This window comes from Massilia timonae (assembly GCF_001866515.1).
GTDB lineage: Bacteria > Pseudomonadota > Gammaproteobacteria > Burkholderiales > Burkholderiaceae_D > Telluria > Telluria timonae.
Map to the genome: position 1 here is coordinate 5856602 of NZ_JRYB01000001.1, position 13978 is coordinate 5870579.

At 63.0% G+C, this 13978-nt stretch carries 13 protein-coding genes; 3 read left to right on the forward strand and 10 right to left on the reverse strand.

Annotated features, from left to right (window positions below; translation table 11 throughout):
• Window positions 1-104 precede the first annotated feature (104 nt).
• The 4 genes from LO55_RS25110 to clpS form a co-directional block, all read right to left on the reverse strand.
• Window positions 105-419, reverse strand: coding sequence for a helix-turn-helix domain-containing protein (locus LO55_RS25110; RefSeq protein WP_071363562.1), 315 nt, complete (start codon window positions 417-419; stop codon window positions 105-107).
• Window positions 416-763, reverse strand: a complete 348-nt coding sequence (locus tag LO55_RS25115) for a toxin (protein WP_071363563.1) — start codon at window positions 761-763, stop codon at window positions 416-418. The genes LO55_RS25110 and LO55_RS25115 overlap by 4 nt, the downstream gene beginning before the upstream one ends.
• Window positions 764-949: 186 nt before the next feature.
• Window positions 950-3250, reverse strand: a complete 2301-nt coding sequence (clpA, locus tag LO55_RS25120; protein WP_071363564.1) for an ATP-dependent Clp protease ATP-binding subunit ClpA — start codon at window positions 3248-3250, stop codon at window positions 950-952.
• Window positions 3247-3549 (reverse strand): ATP-dependent Clp protease adapter ClpS, encoded by a 303-nt coding sequence (gene clpS / locus LO55_RS25125; protein WP_005669260.1) that lies wholly within the window; start codon window positions 3547-3549, stop codon window positions 3247-3249. The genes clpA and clpS overlap by 4 nt, the downstream gene beginning before the upstream one ends.
• 318 nt (window positions 3550-3867) lie before the next feature.
• On the opposite strand from clpS, the gene cspE reads away from it, so the two are divergent.
• On the forward strand, window positions 3868-4071 hold the full coding sequence (cspE, locus tag LO55_RS25130) for a transcription antiterminator/RNA stability regulator CspE (protein WP_005669258.1): 204 nt from the start codon (window positions 3868-3870) through the stop codon (window positions 4069-4071).
• Window positions 4072-4123: 52 nt separating this feature from the next.
• On the opposite strand, the gene LO55_RS25135 is transcribed toward cspE, so the two are convergent.
• Together LO55_RS25135 and icd are read right to left on the reverse strand one after the other, a co-directional pair.
• Window positions 4124-4432, reverse strand: coding sequence for a hypothetical protein (locus tag LO55_RS25135; RefSeq protein WP_071363565.1), 309 nt, complete (start codon window positions 4430-4432; stop codon window positions 4124-4126).
• Between the two features lie 29 nt (window positions 4433-4461).
• Window positions 4462-5715 carry an NADP-dependent isocitrate dehydrogenase gene (gene icd / locus LO55_RS25140; protein ID WP_071363566.1) on the reverse strand — a complete coding sequence of 418 codons (1254 nt, stop codon included), beginning with the start codon at window positions 5713-5715 and terminating at the stop codon, window positions 4462-4464.
• A gap of 129 nt (window positions 5716-5844) precedes the next feature.
• Between icd and LO55_RS25145 the strand changes: the two genes are divergently transcribed.
• Window positions 5845-6390: a pseudouridine synthase gene (locus LO55_RS25145; RefSeq protein WP_005669252.1), complete on the forward strand. Its 546-nt coding sequence runs from the start codon at window positions 5845-5847 to the stop codon at window positions 6388-6390.
• Between the two features lie 51 nt (window positions 6391-6441).
• On the opposite strand, the gene LO55_RS25150 is transcribed toward LO55_RS25145, so the two are convergent.
• Together LO55_RS25150 and rpsT are read right to left on the reverse strand one after the other, a co-directional pair.
• Window positions 6442-8673: an NADP-dependent isocitrate dehydrogenase gene (locus LO55_RS25150; RefSeq protein ID WP_071363567.1), complete on the reverse strand. Its 2232-nt coding sequence runs from the start codon at window positions 8671-8673 to the stop codon at window positions 6442-6444.
• Between the two features lie 386 nt (window positions 8674-9059).
• Window positions 9060-9326: a 30S ribosomal protein S20 gene (gene rpsT / locus LO55_RS25155; RefSeq protein ID WP_005669248.1), complete on the reverse strand. Its 267-nt coding sequence runs from the start codon at window positions 9324-9326 to the stop codon at window positions 9060-9062.
• A 259-nt stretch (window positions 9327-9585) separates the two neighbouring features.
• Here rpsT and murJ point away from each other — a divergent pair, with 259 nt between their 5' ends.
• Window positions 9586-11142, forward strand: a complete 1557-nt coding sequence (gene murJ / locus LO55_RS25160) for a murein biosynthesis integral membrane protein MurJ (RefSeq protein ID WP_071363568.1) — start codon at window positions 9586-9588, stop codon at window positions 11140-11142.
• Here the strand turns inward: murJ and LO55_RS25165 are convergent, their stop codons facing one another.
• Window positions 11143-11775 carry a redoxin domain-containing protein gene (locus tag LO55_RS25165; RefSeq protein WP_083415559.1) on the reverse strand — a complete coding sequence of 211 codons (633 nt, stop codon included), beginning with the start codon at window positions 11773-11775 and terminating at the stop codon, window positions 11143-11145.
• Window positions 11776-11798: 23 nt separating this feature from the next.
• Window positions 11799-13859: a protein-disulfide reductase DsbD family protein gene (locus LO55_RS25170; protein ID WP_229410233.1), complete on the reverse strand. Its 2061-nt coding sequence runs from the start codon at window positions 13857-13859 to the stop codon at window positions 11799-11801.
• Window positions 13860-13978: the final 119 nt, after the last annotated feature.

A 13978-nucleotide genomic window follows, 5' to 3' on the forward strand; every position in this document is an offset into this window, starting at 1 on the left:
TGTTATATGACACCGTCATGAACTCACATTTCAAGAATTACCATAATTCTTTATAAATCTTATTGCATAAAAATCCAGTAAGTTTTTAAAACGACCACATCTCATCAAAGTGCTGCAATGTCGTCGATCAGGCTGGGGTTTCGATCGATCAGGCTGAGGAGAATGGCGGCTTGAGCATTCGGCTTTGCCGTACCCTGCTCCCAATTCTTGATCGTCTGGGGATTGGTGCGCAGTTTGCGTGCGAATACCGGTTGCGATACGCGAAGCTTTTCCCGCACTGCACGCACGCCGGCCGCGGTCATGACAGGCGGCGCCTTCAGTTCCACCTCGGTTGTGCGTAGGGTGACTTTCCCTTGCCGAGCATCTTCCAACGCATCGAAACCTTCCATCAGCTCAGTAAAAATATTTCGCTTGGTCATTTTTCGGTACTCCTTGCCGTGATTTCCAACTCAAGCCGCTGTTTCAGCAATCTGCGTTCGCTTGCCGTGAGATCGTCGGCCTGATCCTTGTCGTAGACGGTGAATAGCCAGAACTGGTCGTTGGCATCTTTCCAGAAATAGATGACGCGCAGGCCGCCGCGCTTTCCCTTGCCACGCCGTTCATCGCCATACCGGATTTTCCGAAGTCCTCCCGTGCCCTTGATGACAGCCCCGGCAACCGGGTCCTTCATCATCTCGCTCTGCAGATCCTTGAACGATTCGTCGTCGAAGTATGCGTTGCGCAGCCGCTCGAACGGGGGAAGTTCGATGAAGGTGGCTTTCATATAGTGTACCCAAGTTGGGGATATTTTGTCTGGTTTTTACACTTTAACTGCGCCACTCCCGATCATGATTGCGTTACACCTCCCCATGACGATTCATGCGACACAAAAAAAGCCCGCGACACTTTCGTGTGCGGGCTTGCTTGGACAAGGCGGCATGCCGCCCCGTTCCGGCTCAGTCGAGGGCAATCACTCGATCTCGACCGTCTCTGCCGGCGCCGGTGGCGGCAGTGCGTCGCCTTCCGGGAACTCGAGGACCACGTCGTCCTTCTCGTTCAGGTCGACCGTCACGCGGCCGCCGTTGACCAGGCGGCCGAACAGCAGCTCGTCGGCCAGCGCCTTGCGGATCATGTCCTGGATCAGGCGTGACATCGGACGCGCGCCCATCGCCGGATCGAAGCCTTTCTGGCCGAGGAACTTGCGCAGCTTCTCGGTGAAGACGGCTTCGACCTTCTTCTCGTGCAGCTGCTCTTCGAGCTGCATCAGGAACTTGTCGACGACGCGCAGAATGATGTCCTCGTCCAGCGCGCGGAAGCTGATGATCGCGTCCAGGCGGTTACGGAACTCCGGCGTGAACATGCGCTTGATGTCGGCCATCTCGTCGCCGGTCGCACGCGAATCCACGAAGCCCAGCGAACGCTTGGTCAGGCTTTCGGCGCCCGCATTGGTGGTCATGATGATGATCACGTTGCGGAAGTCCGCCTTGCGGCCGTTGTTGTCGGTCAGGGTGCCATGGTCCATCACCTGCAACAGGATGTTGAAGATGTCGGGATGGGCCTTCTCGATCTCGTCCAGCAGCAGCACGGTGTGCGGCTTCTTGGTGATCGCCTCGGTCAGCAGGCCACCCTGGTCGAAGCCGACGTAGCCCGGCGGCGCGCCGATCAGGCGCGACACCGCGTGACGCTCCATGTACTCGGACATGTCGAAGCGCACCAGCTCGATGCCCAGGATGAAGGCCAGCTGTTTCGCCACCTCGGTCTTGCCGACGCCGGTCGGACCGGAGAACAGGAAGGAGCCGATCGGCTTGTCGGTCTTGCCGAGGCCCGCGCGCGCCATCTTGATCGCGGCCGACAGCGCCTCGATCGCCGGGTCTTGCCCGAACACGACGTTGCGCAGGTCGCGGTCGATCGTCTGCAGCTTGCTGCGGTCGTCCTGGTTGACCGTTTGCGGGGGAATCCGTGCGATCTTCGCGATGATGTCCTCGATCTCGGTCTTGCCGATGGTTTTCTTCTGCTTCGACTTCGGCAGGATGCGCTGGGCCGCGCCGGCTTCGTCGATCACGTCGATCGCCTTGTCCGGCAAATGACGGTCGTTGATGAAGCGCGCCGCCAGTTCGGCCGCGGTCGACAGCGCCGACGCCGAGTATTTCACGCCATGGTGCTCTTCGAAGCGCGACTTGAGGCCGCGCAGGATCGCCACGGTCTGCTCGACCGACGGTTCATTGACGTCGACTTTCTGGAACCGGCGCGACAGCGCATGGTCTTTCTCGAACACGCCGCGGAATTCGGTGAACGTGGTCGCGCCGATGCACTTGAGCTGGCCATTGGCCAGTGCCGGTTTCAGCAGGTTCGAGGCGTCGAGCGTGCCGCCCGAGGCCGAGCCGGCGCCGATGATCGTGTGGATCTCGTCGATGAACAGGATGCCGTTCGGGGTGTCCTTGATCTGCTTGAGCACGGCCTTCAGGCGCTGCTCGAAATCGCCGCGGTACTTGGTGCCGGCCAGCAGCGCGCCCATGTCGAGCGAGAACACGACGGCGTTCTGCAGGATCTCGGGCACGTCCTCTTGCACGATGCGCCAGGCGAGGCCTTCGGCGATCGCGGTCTTGCCCACGCCGGCCTCGCCCACCAGCAGCGGGTTGTTCTTGCGGCGGCGGCACAGGATCTGGATCACGCGGTCGACTTCTTCCTCGCGGCCGATCAGCGGATCGATCTTGCCGTCGGCAGCCGCCTTGTTCAGGTTCTGGGTGAACTGGTCCAGCGGCGACTCTTTCGCCTGGCCTTCGACCTGCGCTTCTTCCACGCCTTCGGACGCCTTCTGGGTGTCCATCTGCTGGTCCTTGCGCACGCCGTGCGAGATGAAGTTGACGACGTCGAGACGGGTCACGCCCTGCTGGTGCAGGTAGTAGACGGCGTGCGAATCCTTCTCGCCGAAGATCGCGACCAGCACATTGGCGCCGGTCACTTCTTTCTTGCCGTTCGAGGCCGACTGCACGTGCATGATCGCGCGCTGGATCACGCGCTGGAAGCCGAGCGTCGGCTGGGTGTCGACCTCGCCCGTGCCTGGCACGGTCGGGGTGTTATCACCGATAAAATTAGTCAAGGTCTTGCGCAGGTCTTCGATATTGACCGCGCACGCACGCAGGACTTCGGCGGCCGATGGATTATCGAGTAGCGCGAGCAGCAGGTGTTCCACGGTGATGAACTCGTGGCGTGCCTGTCGTGCCTCGACAAAGGCCATGTGTAGGGATACTTCAAGTTCCTGCGCAATCATACTTCCTCCATCACGCACTGCAGGGGGTGCCCGGCCTTGCGCGCATGCGTTAAGACAAACTCCACTTTGGTACACGCTATATCTTTGGAAAACACCCCACACACACCCTTACCATGACGGTGAACAGAGAGCATGATCTGGGTTGCGGTTTCGCGATCCTTGTTGAAGTACTCCTGGATCACGGCCACCACGAACTCCATCGGCGTGTAGTCATCGTTCAGTAGCGCCACCTGGTACAGCGGAGGCGGTTTGATGGTCTGCCGCTCAAGCAGTTGTTCAGTATCGTGCTTCGTTGCCATGGGGTTATTCTAATACTTCCGAGGTTGGTGCCAAGCGTAAACATCAGCTCGTTTTCTGGTGCTTCCATCTTACGCGTTTTCGGATATTTGCGCAGATGGCGTTCCGATTGCGGAAATCAAGACCGTGGATGGGTTGGTCCGGAAATATTTGGCAATGGGCACGCAAAAGCGCTTGACTTCAGTGATTATTCCACCAACAATGCAGTTATTGACATTGTACTTATGTACTTGTTGATAAGAAGTGAGCAGGCTGAGGAGGGGGCAAGAAGCTTCTTGCTTTTATGGCTCGTGTGATTTGTTAAATTTGAAAGTTCTTTTATGGCAACTGGTACTGTTAAGTGGTTCAATGATTCCAAAGGCTTTGGCTTCATCACTCCTGATGACGGCGGCGAGGATCTGTTTGCTCACTTCTCCGCGATCAACATGAACGGTTTTAAGACCCTCAAAGAAGGTCAAAAAGTCCAATTCGAAGTCACGCAAGGCCCTAAAGGCAAGCAAGCTTCCAACATCCAGGGTCTGTAATCTCTCCCCTCCCGGAAGCAAGGAACCCCGCGCATGCGGGGTTTTTTTTCGCCTACCGGTCGTGCCCTTGTTCATGCGTCCAGCCGCTCTCGCGCACGAAGGCTTGCGCGTCGGCGAGAATCGCCTGCAATTGCTCGTTGCTCACCGCATCCAGCGTGCCCGCGAGGCTGTTGCGCTGGATCGCGTCCAGCGCCTCGTCGTAGCGGCGCACCAGCGCCGCCGCACGCCCGGCCTGGTCGGGCGGGAGCACACCGGTCGCGGCCGCCGCGCGCAAGCGCTCCGGATCGGCATGCCTCTGAAACGCATAAATAAAACGTCCGATTCTCTCGTATTTGGCTTGGGTGATCGATGCTTCGCTCACGGCCTCTCCTCATGCGAATTAAATGACGGCTACATGTTTTCGATCATGACCTCGCCGAAGCCGGAACACGACACCTGGGTCGCCCCTTCCATCAGGCGCGCGAAATCGTAGGTCACCTTTTTCGAGACGATGGCCTTGCCCATCGCGGCGATCATCAGGTCGGCCGCCTCGCTCCAGCCCATGTGCCGCAACATCATCTCGGCCGACAGGATCAGCGAACCGGGATTCACGTAGTCCTTGCCCGCGTATTTCGGCGCCGTGCCGTGGGTCGCTTCGAACATCGCCACCGAATCGGACATATTCGCGCCCGGGGCGATGCCGATGCCGCCCACCTGGGCCGCCAGCGCGTCCGAGATATAGTCGCCATTCAGGTTCAGCGTGGCGATCACGCTGTATTCCGCCGGACGCAGCAGGATCTGCTGCAGGAAGGCGTCGGCGATCGAATCCTTGATCATGATGTCGCGCCCGGTCTTCGGGTTTTTCACCTTGCACCACGGACCGCCGTCGAACAGCTCGGCGCCGAATTCCTTCTGCGCCAGCGCGTAACCCCAGTCGCGGAACGCGCCTTCGGTGTACTTCATGATATTGCCTTTGTGGACCAGGGTCACCGAAGGCTTGTCATGGTCGATGGCGTACTGGATCGCCTTGCGCACCAGGCGCTCGGTACCTTCGCGCGAGACCGGCTTGATGCCCAGCCCCGAGGTGTCCGGGAAGCGGATCTTGTTGACGCCCATTTCTTCGGCCAGGTAAGCGATCAGTTTCCGCGCGCCTTCGGAGCCGGCTTCCCATTCGATGCCTGCGTAGATATCTTCGGAGTTCTCGCGGAAGATGACCATATCGGTCTTTTCCGGCTGCTTGAGCGGCGACGGCACGCCGGCGAAGTAACGCACCGGACGCAGGCAGACATACAGGTCGAGTTCCTGGCGCAGCGCGACGTTGAGCGAGCGGATGCCGCCGCCCACCGGCGTCGTCAGCGGGCCCTTGATCGAGACCACATAGTCCTTCAGCACGGCGAGCGTCTCGTCCGGCAGCCAGGTGTCCGCACCGTAGCGCTGCGTCGCCTTCTCTCCGGCAAAGATTTCCATCCAGCTGATCTTGCGCGCGCCGCCGTAGGCCTTGTCCACCGCCGCGTCGACCACCTTGATCATGACCGGCGTGATGTCCACGCCGGTGCCGTCGCCCTCGATATAGGGAATGACCGGATTGTCCGGGACGTTCAGGGTGAAGTCGGCGTTGACGGTGATCTTCCGGCCAGCGGCCGGGACGGTGATATGCTGGACCATCCATTCCTCCAGTTAAGGCGGCGGCCGGCGGTGCGAACTGGCTTACAATGACGCCCGGCATGCCGCCACGAGACATCGGCGTGCCCTGCATTATGCCTCAGCTATCCTCATCCGTTCACACGCTTTCCCATGCCCCTGATTCTCTTTAACAAGCCATTCCAGGTCCTGTGCCAATTCTCGCCGCAGGAGGGCCGCGAATCGCTGGCCGATTATCTCGATATTCCAGGCATTTATCCGGCCGGCCGGCTGGACGCCGACAGCGAAGGCCTGATGCTGCTGACCGACGACGGCAAGCTGCAGCACAAGATCGCCCACCCCGACCACAAGGAAGCCAAGACCTATCTGGTGCAGGTCGATGGCGTGCCGGACGCCGCCGCGCTGGCGCGCCTGCAGGCCCCGCTCGACCTGGGCGACTTCGTCACCCAACCCTGCCGCGCGGTGCGCATCGCCGAGCCCGAGTGGCTGTGGCCGCGCAATCCGCCGATCCGCGCGCGCCAGGACAAGCCGACCGCGTGGATCGCGATCACGCTCGAAGAAGGCAAGAACCGGCAGGTGCGGCGGATGACGGCGGCGGTGGGCTTCCCTACCCTGCGCCTGGTGCGCAGCAGTATCGGGCCGTTTTCGCTGGCGACGCATCCATTGATGCCGGGTGAATATACCGAGGTAACGATGTAAAAAAACCCGCCGACCTCACGGTACGGCGGGTTTCTTCATTGGCGCTTCGGATTACGCCAGCGATTGCAGCGCGGCGTTGAAGGTCGCGCTCGGACGCATCACCGCGCCCACCTTGGCTTCGTCCAGCTTGTAGTAGCCGCCGATGTCGGCAGGTTTACCCTGCACTTCCAGCAGTTCGGCAACGATCTTGGCTTCGCTCTCGCCCAGCTGCTTGGCCAGCGGCGCGAACTTGGCGGCCAGTTCGGCATCCTCGGTCTGCGCGGCCAGCTCCTGCGCCCAGTACATCGACAGGTAGAACTGGCTGCCGCGGTTGTCGAGCTCGCCGGTCTTCGGCGATGGCGACTTGCGGTTGTCCAGCAGCTTGCCGGTGGCCGAATCGAGGGTCTTGGCCAGCACCTTGGCCTTGTTGTTGCCGGTCTTGATGCCGAGGTCTTCCAGCGAGACGGCCAGGGCCAGGAACTCGCCCAGCGAATCCCAGCGCAGGTGGTTTTCTTCGACCAGCTGCTGCACGTGCTTCGGCGCGGAGCCGCCGGCGCCGGTTTCGTACATGCCGCCACCGGCCATCAGCGGCACGATCGACAGCATCTTGGCGGACGTGCCCAGTTCCATGATCGGGAACAGGTCGGTCAGGTAGTCGCGCAGGATGTTGCCGGTCACCGAGATGGTGTCCAGGCCGCGCTTGACGCGCTCGAGCGTGTAGCGCATCGCGCGCACCTGCGACATGATCTGGATGTCCAGGCCGCTGGTATCGTGCTCCTTCAGGTAGACCTTGACCTTCTTGATCAGCTCATTTTCGTGCGGACGGTACGGGTCGAGCCAGAACACGGCCGGCATGCCCGAGTTGCGGGCGCGGGTCACGGCCAGCTTGACCCAGTCGCGGATCGGCGCGTCCTTGACCTGGCACATGCGCCAGATGTCGCCCTGCTCGACGTTTTGGCTCATCAGGACTTCGCCGGTGGCGAGGTCGGTGATGTTGGCCACGCCGGCTTCGGGAATCTCGAAGGTCTTGTCGTGCGAGCCGTACTCTTCGGCTTGCTGGGCCATCAGGCCGACGTTCGGCACGGTGCCCATGGTCTTCGGATCGAAGGCGCCATGCCATTTGCAGAAGTTGATGATCTCCTGGTAGATGCGGGCGAAGGTGCTTTCCGGGATGACGGCCTTGACTTCCTTCAGGCGGCCATCGGCGCCGTACATCTTGCCGCCGGCGCGGATCATGGCCGGCATCGACGCGTCGACGATCACGTCGTTCGGCGAGTGGAAGTTGGTGATGCCCTTGGCCGAGTCGACCATGGCAAGTTCAGGACGGTGTTCCTGGCAGGCGTGCAGGTCGCGGATGATCTCTTCGCGCTGCGACGACGGCAGGTCGGCGATCTTGTTGTACAGGTCGGCCATGCCGTTGTTGACGTTGATGCCGAGGCTGTCGAACAGGGCGCCGTGCTTTTCGAAGGCTTCCTTGTAGAACATGCGCACGCAGTGGCCGAACACGATCGGGTGCGAGACCTTCATCATGGTCGCCTTGACGTGCAGCGAGAACAGCATGCCGGTCTGGTGCGCGTCTTCGATCTGGGCTTCGTAGAAGTCCAGCAGGGCCTTGCGGCTCATGAACATCGAATCGATGATCTCGCCGGCCTGCAGGGCGACCTTCGGCTTCAGGACGATGGTCTGGCCGCTCTTGGTGACCAGTTCCATCTTGACTTCGCGCGCCGCGTCGAGGGTCATCGACTTTTCGCCGTGGTAGAAGTCGCCATGGGTCATGTGCGAGACGTGGGTGCGCGACGCCTGCGACCATGGCTGCATCGAGTGCGGATTCTTGCGCGCGTATTCCTTGACGGCGCGCGGTGCGCGGCGGTCCGAGTTACCTTCGCGCAGGACCGGGTTCACCGCCGAGCCGATGCACTTGCCGTACTTGGCCTTGATGGTTTTTTCTTCGTCGGTCTTCGGATCGGCCGGGTAATCGGGGATGTTGTAGCCCTTCTCTTGCAGTTCCTTGATCGCGACCGTCAGCTGGGTGACCGAGGCGCTGATGTTCGGCAGCTTGATGATGTTGGCTTCCGGCGTGAGCGTCTTCTTGCCCAGCTCGGCCAGCGCGTCGGGCACGCGCTGTTCCGGAGTCAGCTTCTCCGGGAAGGCGGCCAGGATGCGGGCCGCGACCGAGATATCGCTGGCCTCGACCGTGATGCCGGCCGGCTTGGTGAAGGTGCTGACCACAGGCAGGAAGGCGTGGGTCGCCAGCAGCGGCGCCTCGTCGGTCAGGGTGTAGATGATGGTCTGATCACTGCTCATGCACATTTTCCTCGGTAGTCGCGAACGCTGTCGCGAGTATAAAACTGACAATTGGCCACAGGCCAAGACCTTGGCGCTCCGCCTTGGCGCTCCGCGCTGATGCCGGACATTCTACCCCTCCGGACTCCGGGATGGCAGATCGCAAAGGAGTGATCACATCCACCCTGCGGCGTCGCGGTCGGCGCCGAAGTCTTCTATAAGACATAAGACGCGCCATATTATGCCCGAGCTTTGCACGGGTTACCAGTTTTTAAGCGTTCGACAACCGGGACGTGAAAAATGAAGCGCCAAGCAAAAAAACCCGCCAGGACCGAAGTCGGGCGGGTCTTTCCAACTGCACAGAACTTTGCCGTCGCGGCCCATCGGGCCGCGTCGCAAACGGGCTATTAAGCCGACAGTGCTTTCAGGGCTGCAGCCAGGCGGCTCTTGTGGCGCGCTGCCTTGTTCTTGTGGATGATCTTCTTGTCAGCGATGCTGTCGATCTTCGACACGGATTGCTGGAAGATGGTGGTCGCGGCAGCCTTGTCGCCAGCCTGGATGGCTTTGCGGACGGCCTTGATTGCGGTGCGCAGGGTCGAACGCTGCGACGAGTTGTGTGCGTTTTGCTTAACTGCTTGACGAGCGCGTTTGCGCGCTTGTGCGGTATTTGCCATGGAATTTCCTAAATCGGGGTCAAGTTGCGTTTGCAAACATTAGCGACTGTCAAACTGGCGCCGGGGTTGGCTATGCGGTGCCTGCCCAACGATTAGTGTCTGCTAACAGAATTCAGTACAGCCCACGATTATAGCGAAGGTTTCAATTCGGAGCAATTCATAATTCAAAGATTGTCGGTTTACTGTGCCTTTCGGAGCACCGTCCGATACCTGTCATTCGTGTCCGTACGGACGAGTTGCCCAAGTATAATCTTGCGCCATGAACCTGCTCAGAACCCTCGCCGCCATCTCCAGCATGACCATGCTGTCGCGCGTCACCGGCCTGCTGCGCGAAAGCCTGTTCGCGCGCGCCTTCGGCGCCTCGGCCTATACCGATGCCTTCATCATCGCCTTCCGCCTGCCGAACCTGCTGCGCCGCCTGTTCGCCGAAGGCGCGTTCTCGCAGGCCTTCGTGCCGATCTTGTCGGAATATAAAACCCAGCATGGCGAAGGGGCCACCAAGACCCTGGTCGACCACGTCGCCACCGCCCTGATCTGGGCCACGGTGCTGACCAGCATCGTCGGCATCATCGGCGCCCCGCTCCTGATCACGCTGCTCGCCGGCGATCTGCGCGAGACGCCCGGCGCCTACGACGCCTCGGTGATCATGACGCAGATGATGTTTCCGTACATCGCCTGCATGTCCTTCGTGGCCCTGGCCGGCGGCATCCTGAATACCTGGCGCCAGTTCAAGGTGCCTGCTTTTACCCCTGTGTTGCTGAACCTGTCCTTCATCTTCGCCTCGCTGGTGCTGGTCAACTACCTGGAGCAGCCGATCTATGCGATGGCGATCGCGGTCTGCGTCGGCGGCCTGTTGCAGGTGGCGATCCAGATTCCTTCGCTGGTCAAGATCGGCATGTTGCCGCGCATCTCGCTCAACCCGATGCACGGCCTGCGCGACGCCGGCGTGCGGCGCATGCTCAGAAAGATGGGCCCGGCCGTGTTCGCGGTGTCGGCGGCCCAGATCAGCCTGCTGATCAATACCGGCATCGCCGCCAGCCTGGCGGCCGGCGCCGTCTCGGCCCTGCAATATGCCGACCGCCTGATGGAATTCCCGACCGCGATGCTGGGCGTGGCCCTGGGCACCATCCTGCTGCCGTCGCTGTCGAAAGCCAATAGCGAAGGCAATACCGAAGAGTATGCGGCCCTGCTCAACTGGGGCCTGCGCCTGACCTTCCTGCTGGCGTTGCCGGCGGCGGTGGGCCTGGCGACGCTGGCCGAGCCGATGATCGCCACCCTCTTCCACTACGGCAAATTCGACGATGCGGCGCTGGCCAACTCGGCCATGCCCCTGATGGCCTACAGCGCCGGCCTGCTCGGCATCATCCTCGTGAAGATCCTGGCGCCGGCCTTCTATGCGCGCCAGGACGTCAAGACGCCGGTGCGCATCGCGATCATGGTGCTGTTCGCGACCCAGCTGATGAACCTGCTGTTCGTGTACCTGCTCGACCTGGGGGTGGCGGGCCTGGCCCTGTCGATCGGCCTGGGCGCCTGCATCAACGCCACCTGCCTGTACGTGGGCCTGCGCCGGCGCGGCATCTATTCGCCGCAGCCGGGCTGGCTGAAATTCTTCATCAAGCTGGCCGTCGCGGTCAGCGTGATGGGGCTTCTCGCCTGGTTCGGCCAGGCGCAGTTCGACTGGGCGGCGATGAAGGCGACGCCGGCCCTGCGCATCGGCGCCCTGCTCGCCATCATCGGCGCCTGCGCCTTCGCCTATTTCGCCGTGCTGGCCGTGCTGGGCTTCCGGCCGCGCGACTTCCGGCGCCGCGCCAATTGATCAGGACTTGTACTTGACGTTGCAGCCGTAAGGACGGGTGGTGGCCTGGGCCACGTTCCCGCCCTTCACGACCGCTTCCAGCGCGGTCTTGAACAGCGGGCTGGCCTTCTCGATGTCTTCCAGCTTGGCCGACGCGATACTGTCGATGCCGCCCGCGTAGCGCAGCACGCCTTTCGCATCGATCACGTACATATGCGGCGTGGTGCGCGCATCGTACGCCTTGCCGACCGTGCCTTGCGGGTCGAGCAGCACGGCTGTCGGTGCGGCATTGCGGCTGGCGGTCAGTTCATCGGCCTTCTTGCCGTCCACATGGCCCTGCTCGCCCGGCGCCGACGAAATCACGCTCAGCCACACCACGCCCGCATCCTGCGCCTGCTTCTGCAGGGCCGGCATGTTCGCCTGGTAGTGCTTCTTCACGTACGGGCAATCGTGGTTGGTCCATTCCAGCACCACGACCTTGCCCTTGTAGTCGGCCAGGCTGTGCTGCTTGCCCTTGCTGTCGACGGCCGTGAAGGCGGGGGCCGGCTGGCCGATGGCGGGCGCGGCGAACGCCGGCGCCGCAGCGGCGCCCAGCAGCAGGGCGGCCATCGATACCGTGGTGCGCAGCATGGCGCGACGTGGGGAAGCTTTCATGATCTCTCCTTGTGAGTAAATGATTACTGCTCGAACGACTCGGTGACGATGGACTGGGTCAGCACCGGCGGCAGGACCACCGGCGCCGATCCGGCTGGATAGAAGGCATAGAACGGCAGGCCGTCGCGCTGGAACGATTGTAAAAACGCCGTGATGGCGGGATCGCGGTTGGTCCAGTCGCCCTTCATGTAGACCACGCCGCGCTCGCGCATGGCCTGCTGGACGGCGGCCGTCGACAAGGTCGTGCGCTCGTTCACCAGGCAGGTGATGCACCAGGCGGCGGTCATGTTGACGAACACCGGTTTACCTTCGGCGCGTAGGGCGGCCAGGCGCTCGGCGCTGTAGGGTTCGGCCTGCATGGATTGCGCAGGGGCCGCGGCCACCGGCCCGGCGCCATGCAGCGCGGCCATCAGGCCGACGATGCCGACGACACCCGCCAGCGCCGCGCCGCGCGGCCACCATGTCTTGCCCGCACGCTGCTGGCCAAGGCCGACCAGCCAGGCCACCAGGCCCACCAGCACCAGCCCGGCGAGCGCCATGCGCAGGCCTGCCTCGCCCGCCTGCTGGGCCAGCACCCACAGCAGCCAGGCGGCGGTCGCATACATCGGGAAGGCCATCGCCTGGCGCAGGGTCACCATCCACGCGCCGGGCCGCGGCAGGCGCCGGGCGAGCGCCGGGAAGATGCCAAGCAACAGGAACGGCAGGGCCAGGCCGAGGCCCATCGTCGCGAACACCGCCAGGCTGACATAAGCGGGCGCCACCAGCGCCGAGCCGATCGCGGCGCCCATGAACGGCGCGGTGCAGGGCGTGGCCACCACCACCGCCAGCAGGCCGGTGAAGAAGCTGCCGGCATGGCCCTTGCGCTCGGCGAGGCCCTGGCCCGCGCCGGCAAGTGCGCCGCCCACCTCGAACACGCCGGACAAATTCAGGCCGATCGTCAGCATCAGCCAGGACATCGCCGCCACGAACAGCGGCGACTGGAACTGGAAGCCCCAGCCGACCGCGCTGCCCCCCAGACGCACGGCCAGCAAGGCCAGGGCCAGCGCCATGAAGGCGGCCAGCACGCCGAGGGTGTAGAACAGGCCGGACAGGCGCACCGCGCGCCGGTCGCCGCCCGACATGCCGGCCACCGCCGTGGCCTTGATCGCCAGCACCGGGAACACGCAGGGCATCAGGTTCAGGATCAGGCCGCCCAGGAAGGCGAACAGCGCCATCTGCCACAGCGGCAACGTGGCCGGCGCCTCGGTGGCGGGCGCGGGAGCGGCGGCTGCCGGCGTGAGTTCGAGCGCGAACCAGCGTTTCTGTCCGCCGCCGTCCGTGATCGCCAGCAGGCCGGCGGACGGCCCCGGCGTGTAGCCCTGGCCCTTGGTCGTCGCCAGCGTGAGCCTGCCCTCTTCCACCGTCAAGGCCTGATCGGCCACGTGGTCGACGACGCCCCAGCTGTCCGGGAAGTACAGCGCCGATCGCACCGAGGCCGGCGAAATGCCTTCGCCCTCGACCGCCAGTTGCAAGGTCGATTCGCCGGCGCTCATCGAGGCGCGCCAGGCAGATGGCTGCGGCTGGCGCGCGTCGGCGCTCTTGAAGGCGGCCAGGATCCCGGCGCTGGCCGGACGGGCGCTCGCCTCGACCGGCAAGGCCAGGCGGAACTTGCCCTCCTCGGGAATGCACTCCTTCTCGCACACCACCCAGTCGGCATCGGCCTCGAGAACCAGCTGGCTGCCGGGCCGCGCATCCCGCGGCACCGTCAGGGCCATCGGAAACACGATCTCGTTCTCGTAGCCGTAGCTGGCGACCGGACCGATGATGAAGCGGTCGGGGCCCGGCCAGGCAATCTCGCCGACCGTGGCGCCTGGCGGCGCATTGAATGTGATGCTCGGCGGCGAACCGGCGTCGCCGGGATTCTTCCAGTAAGTGTGCCAGTGCGGCGCCAGGCGCTGGCGCAGGCCGATGCGCAACGCCTGGCCCGGACTCACGGCGGCGTATTCGCTCACCAGCGACACCGTGGCGCGCGGGCTTTGCTGCACATTGCTCTCTGCCGCCACGGCCAGCGCCGGGGTCAATACGAGAGACAGTGCAGCGATCAAGGTGCGCCAGGAAGACCGGGCGGCGGTTAGAAAAGATCCGGGCATCAGTTGATAATGCGTTGGTCAATCAATGGGTTCGACGGTCGGTGACAAAACTAACACGTTCCCGCGTCGCCCGG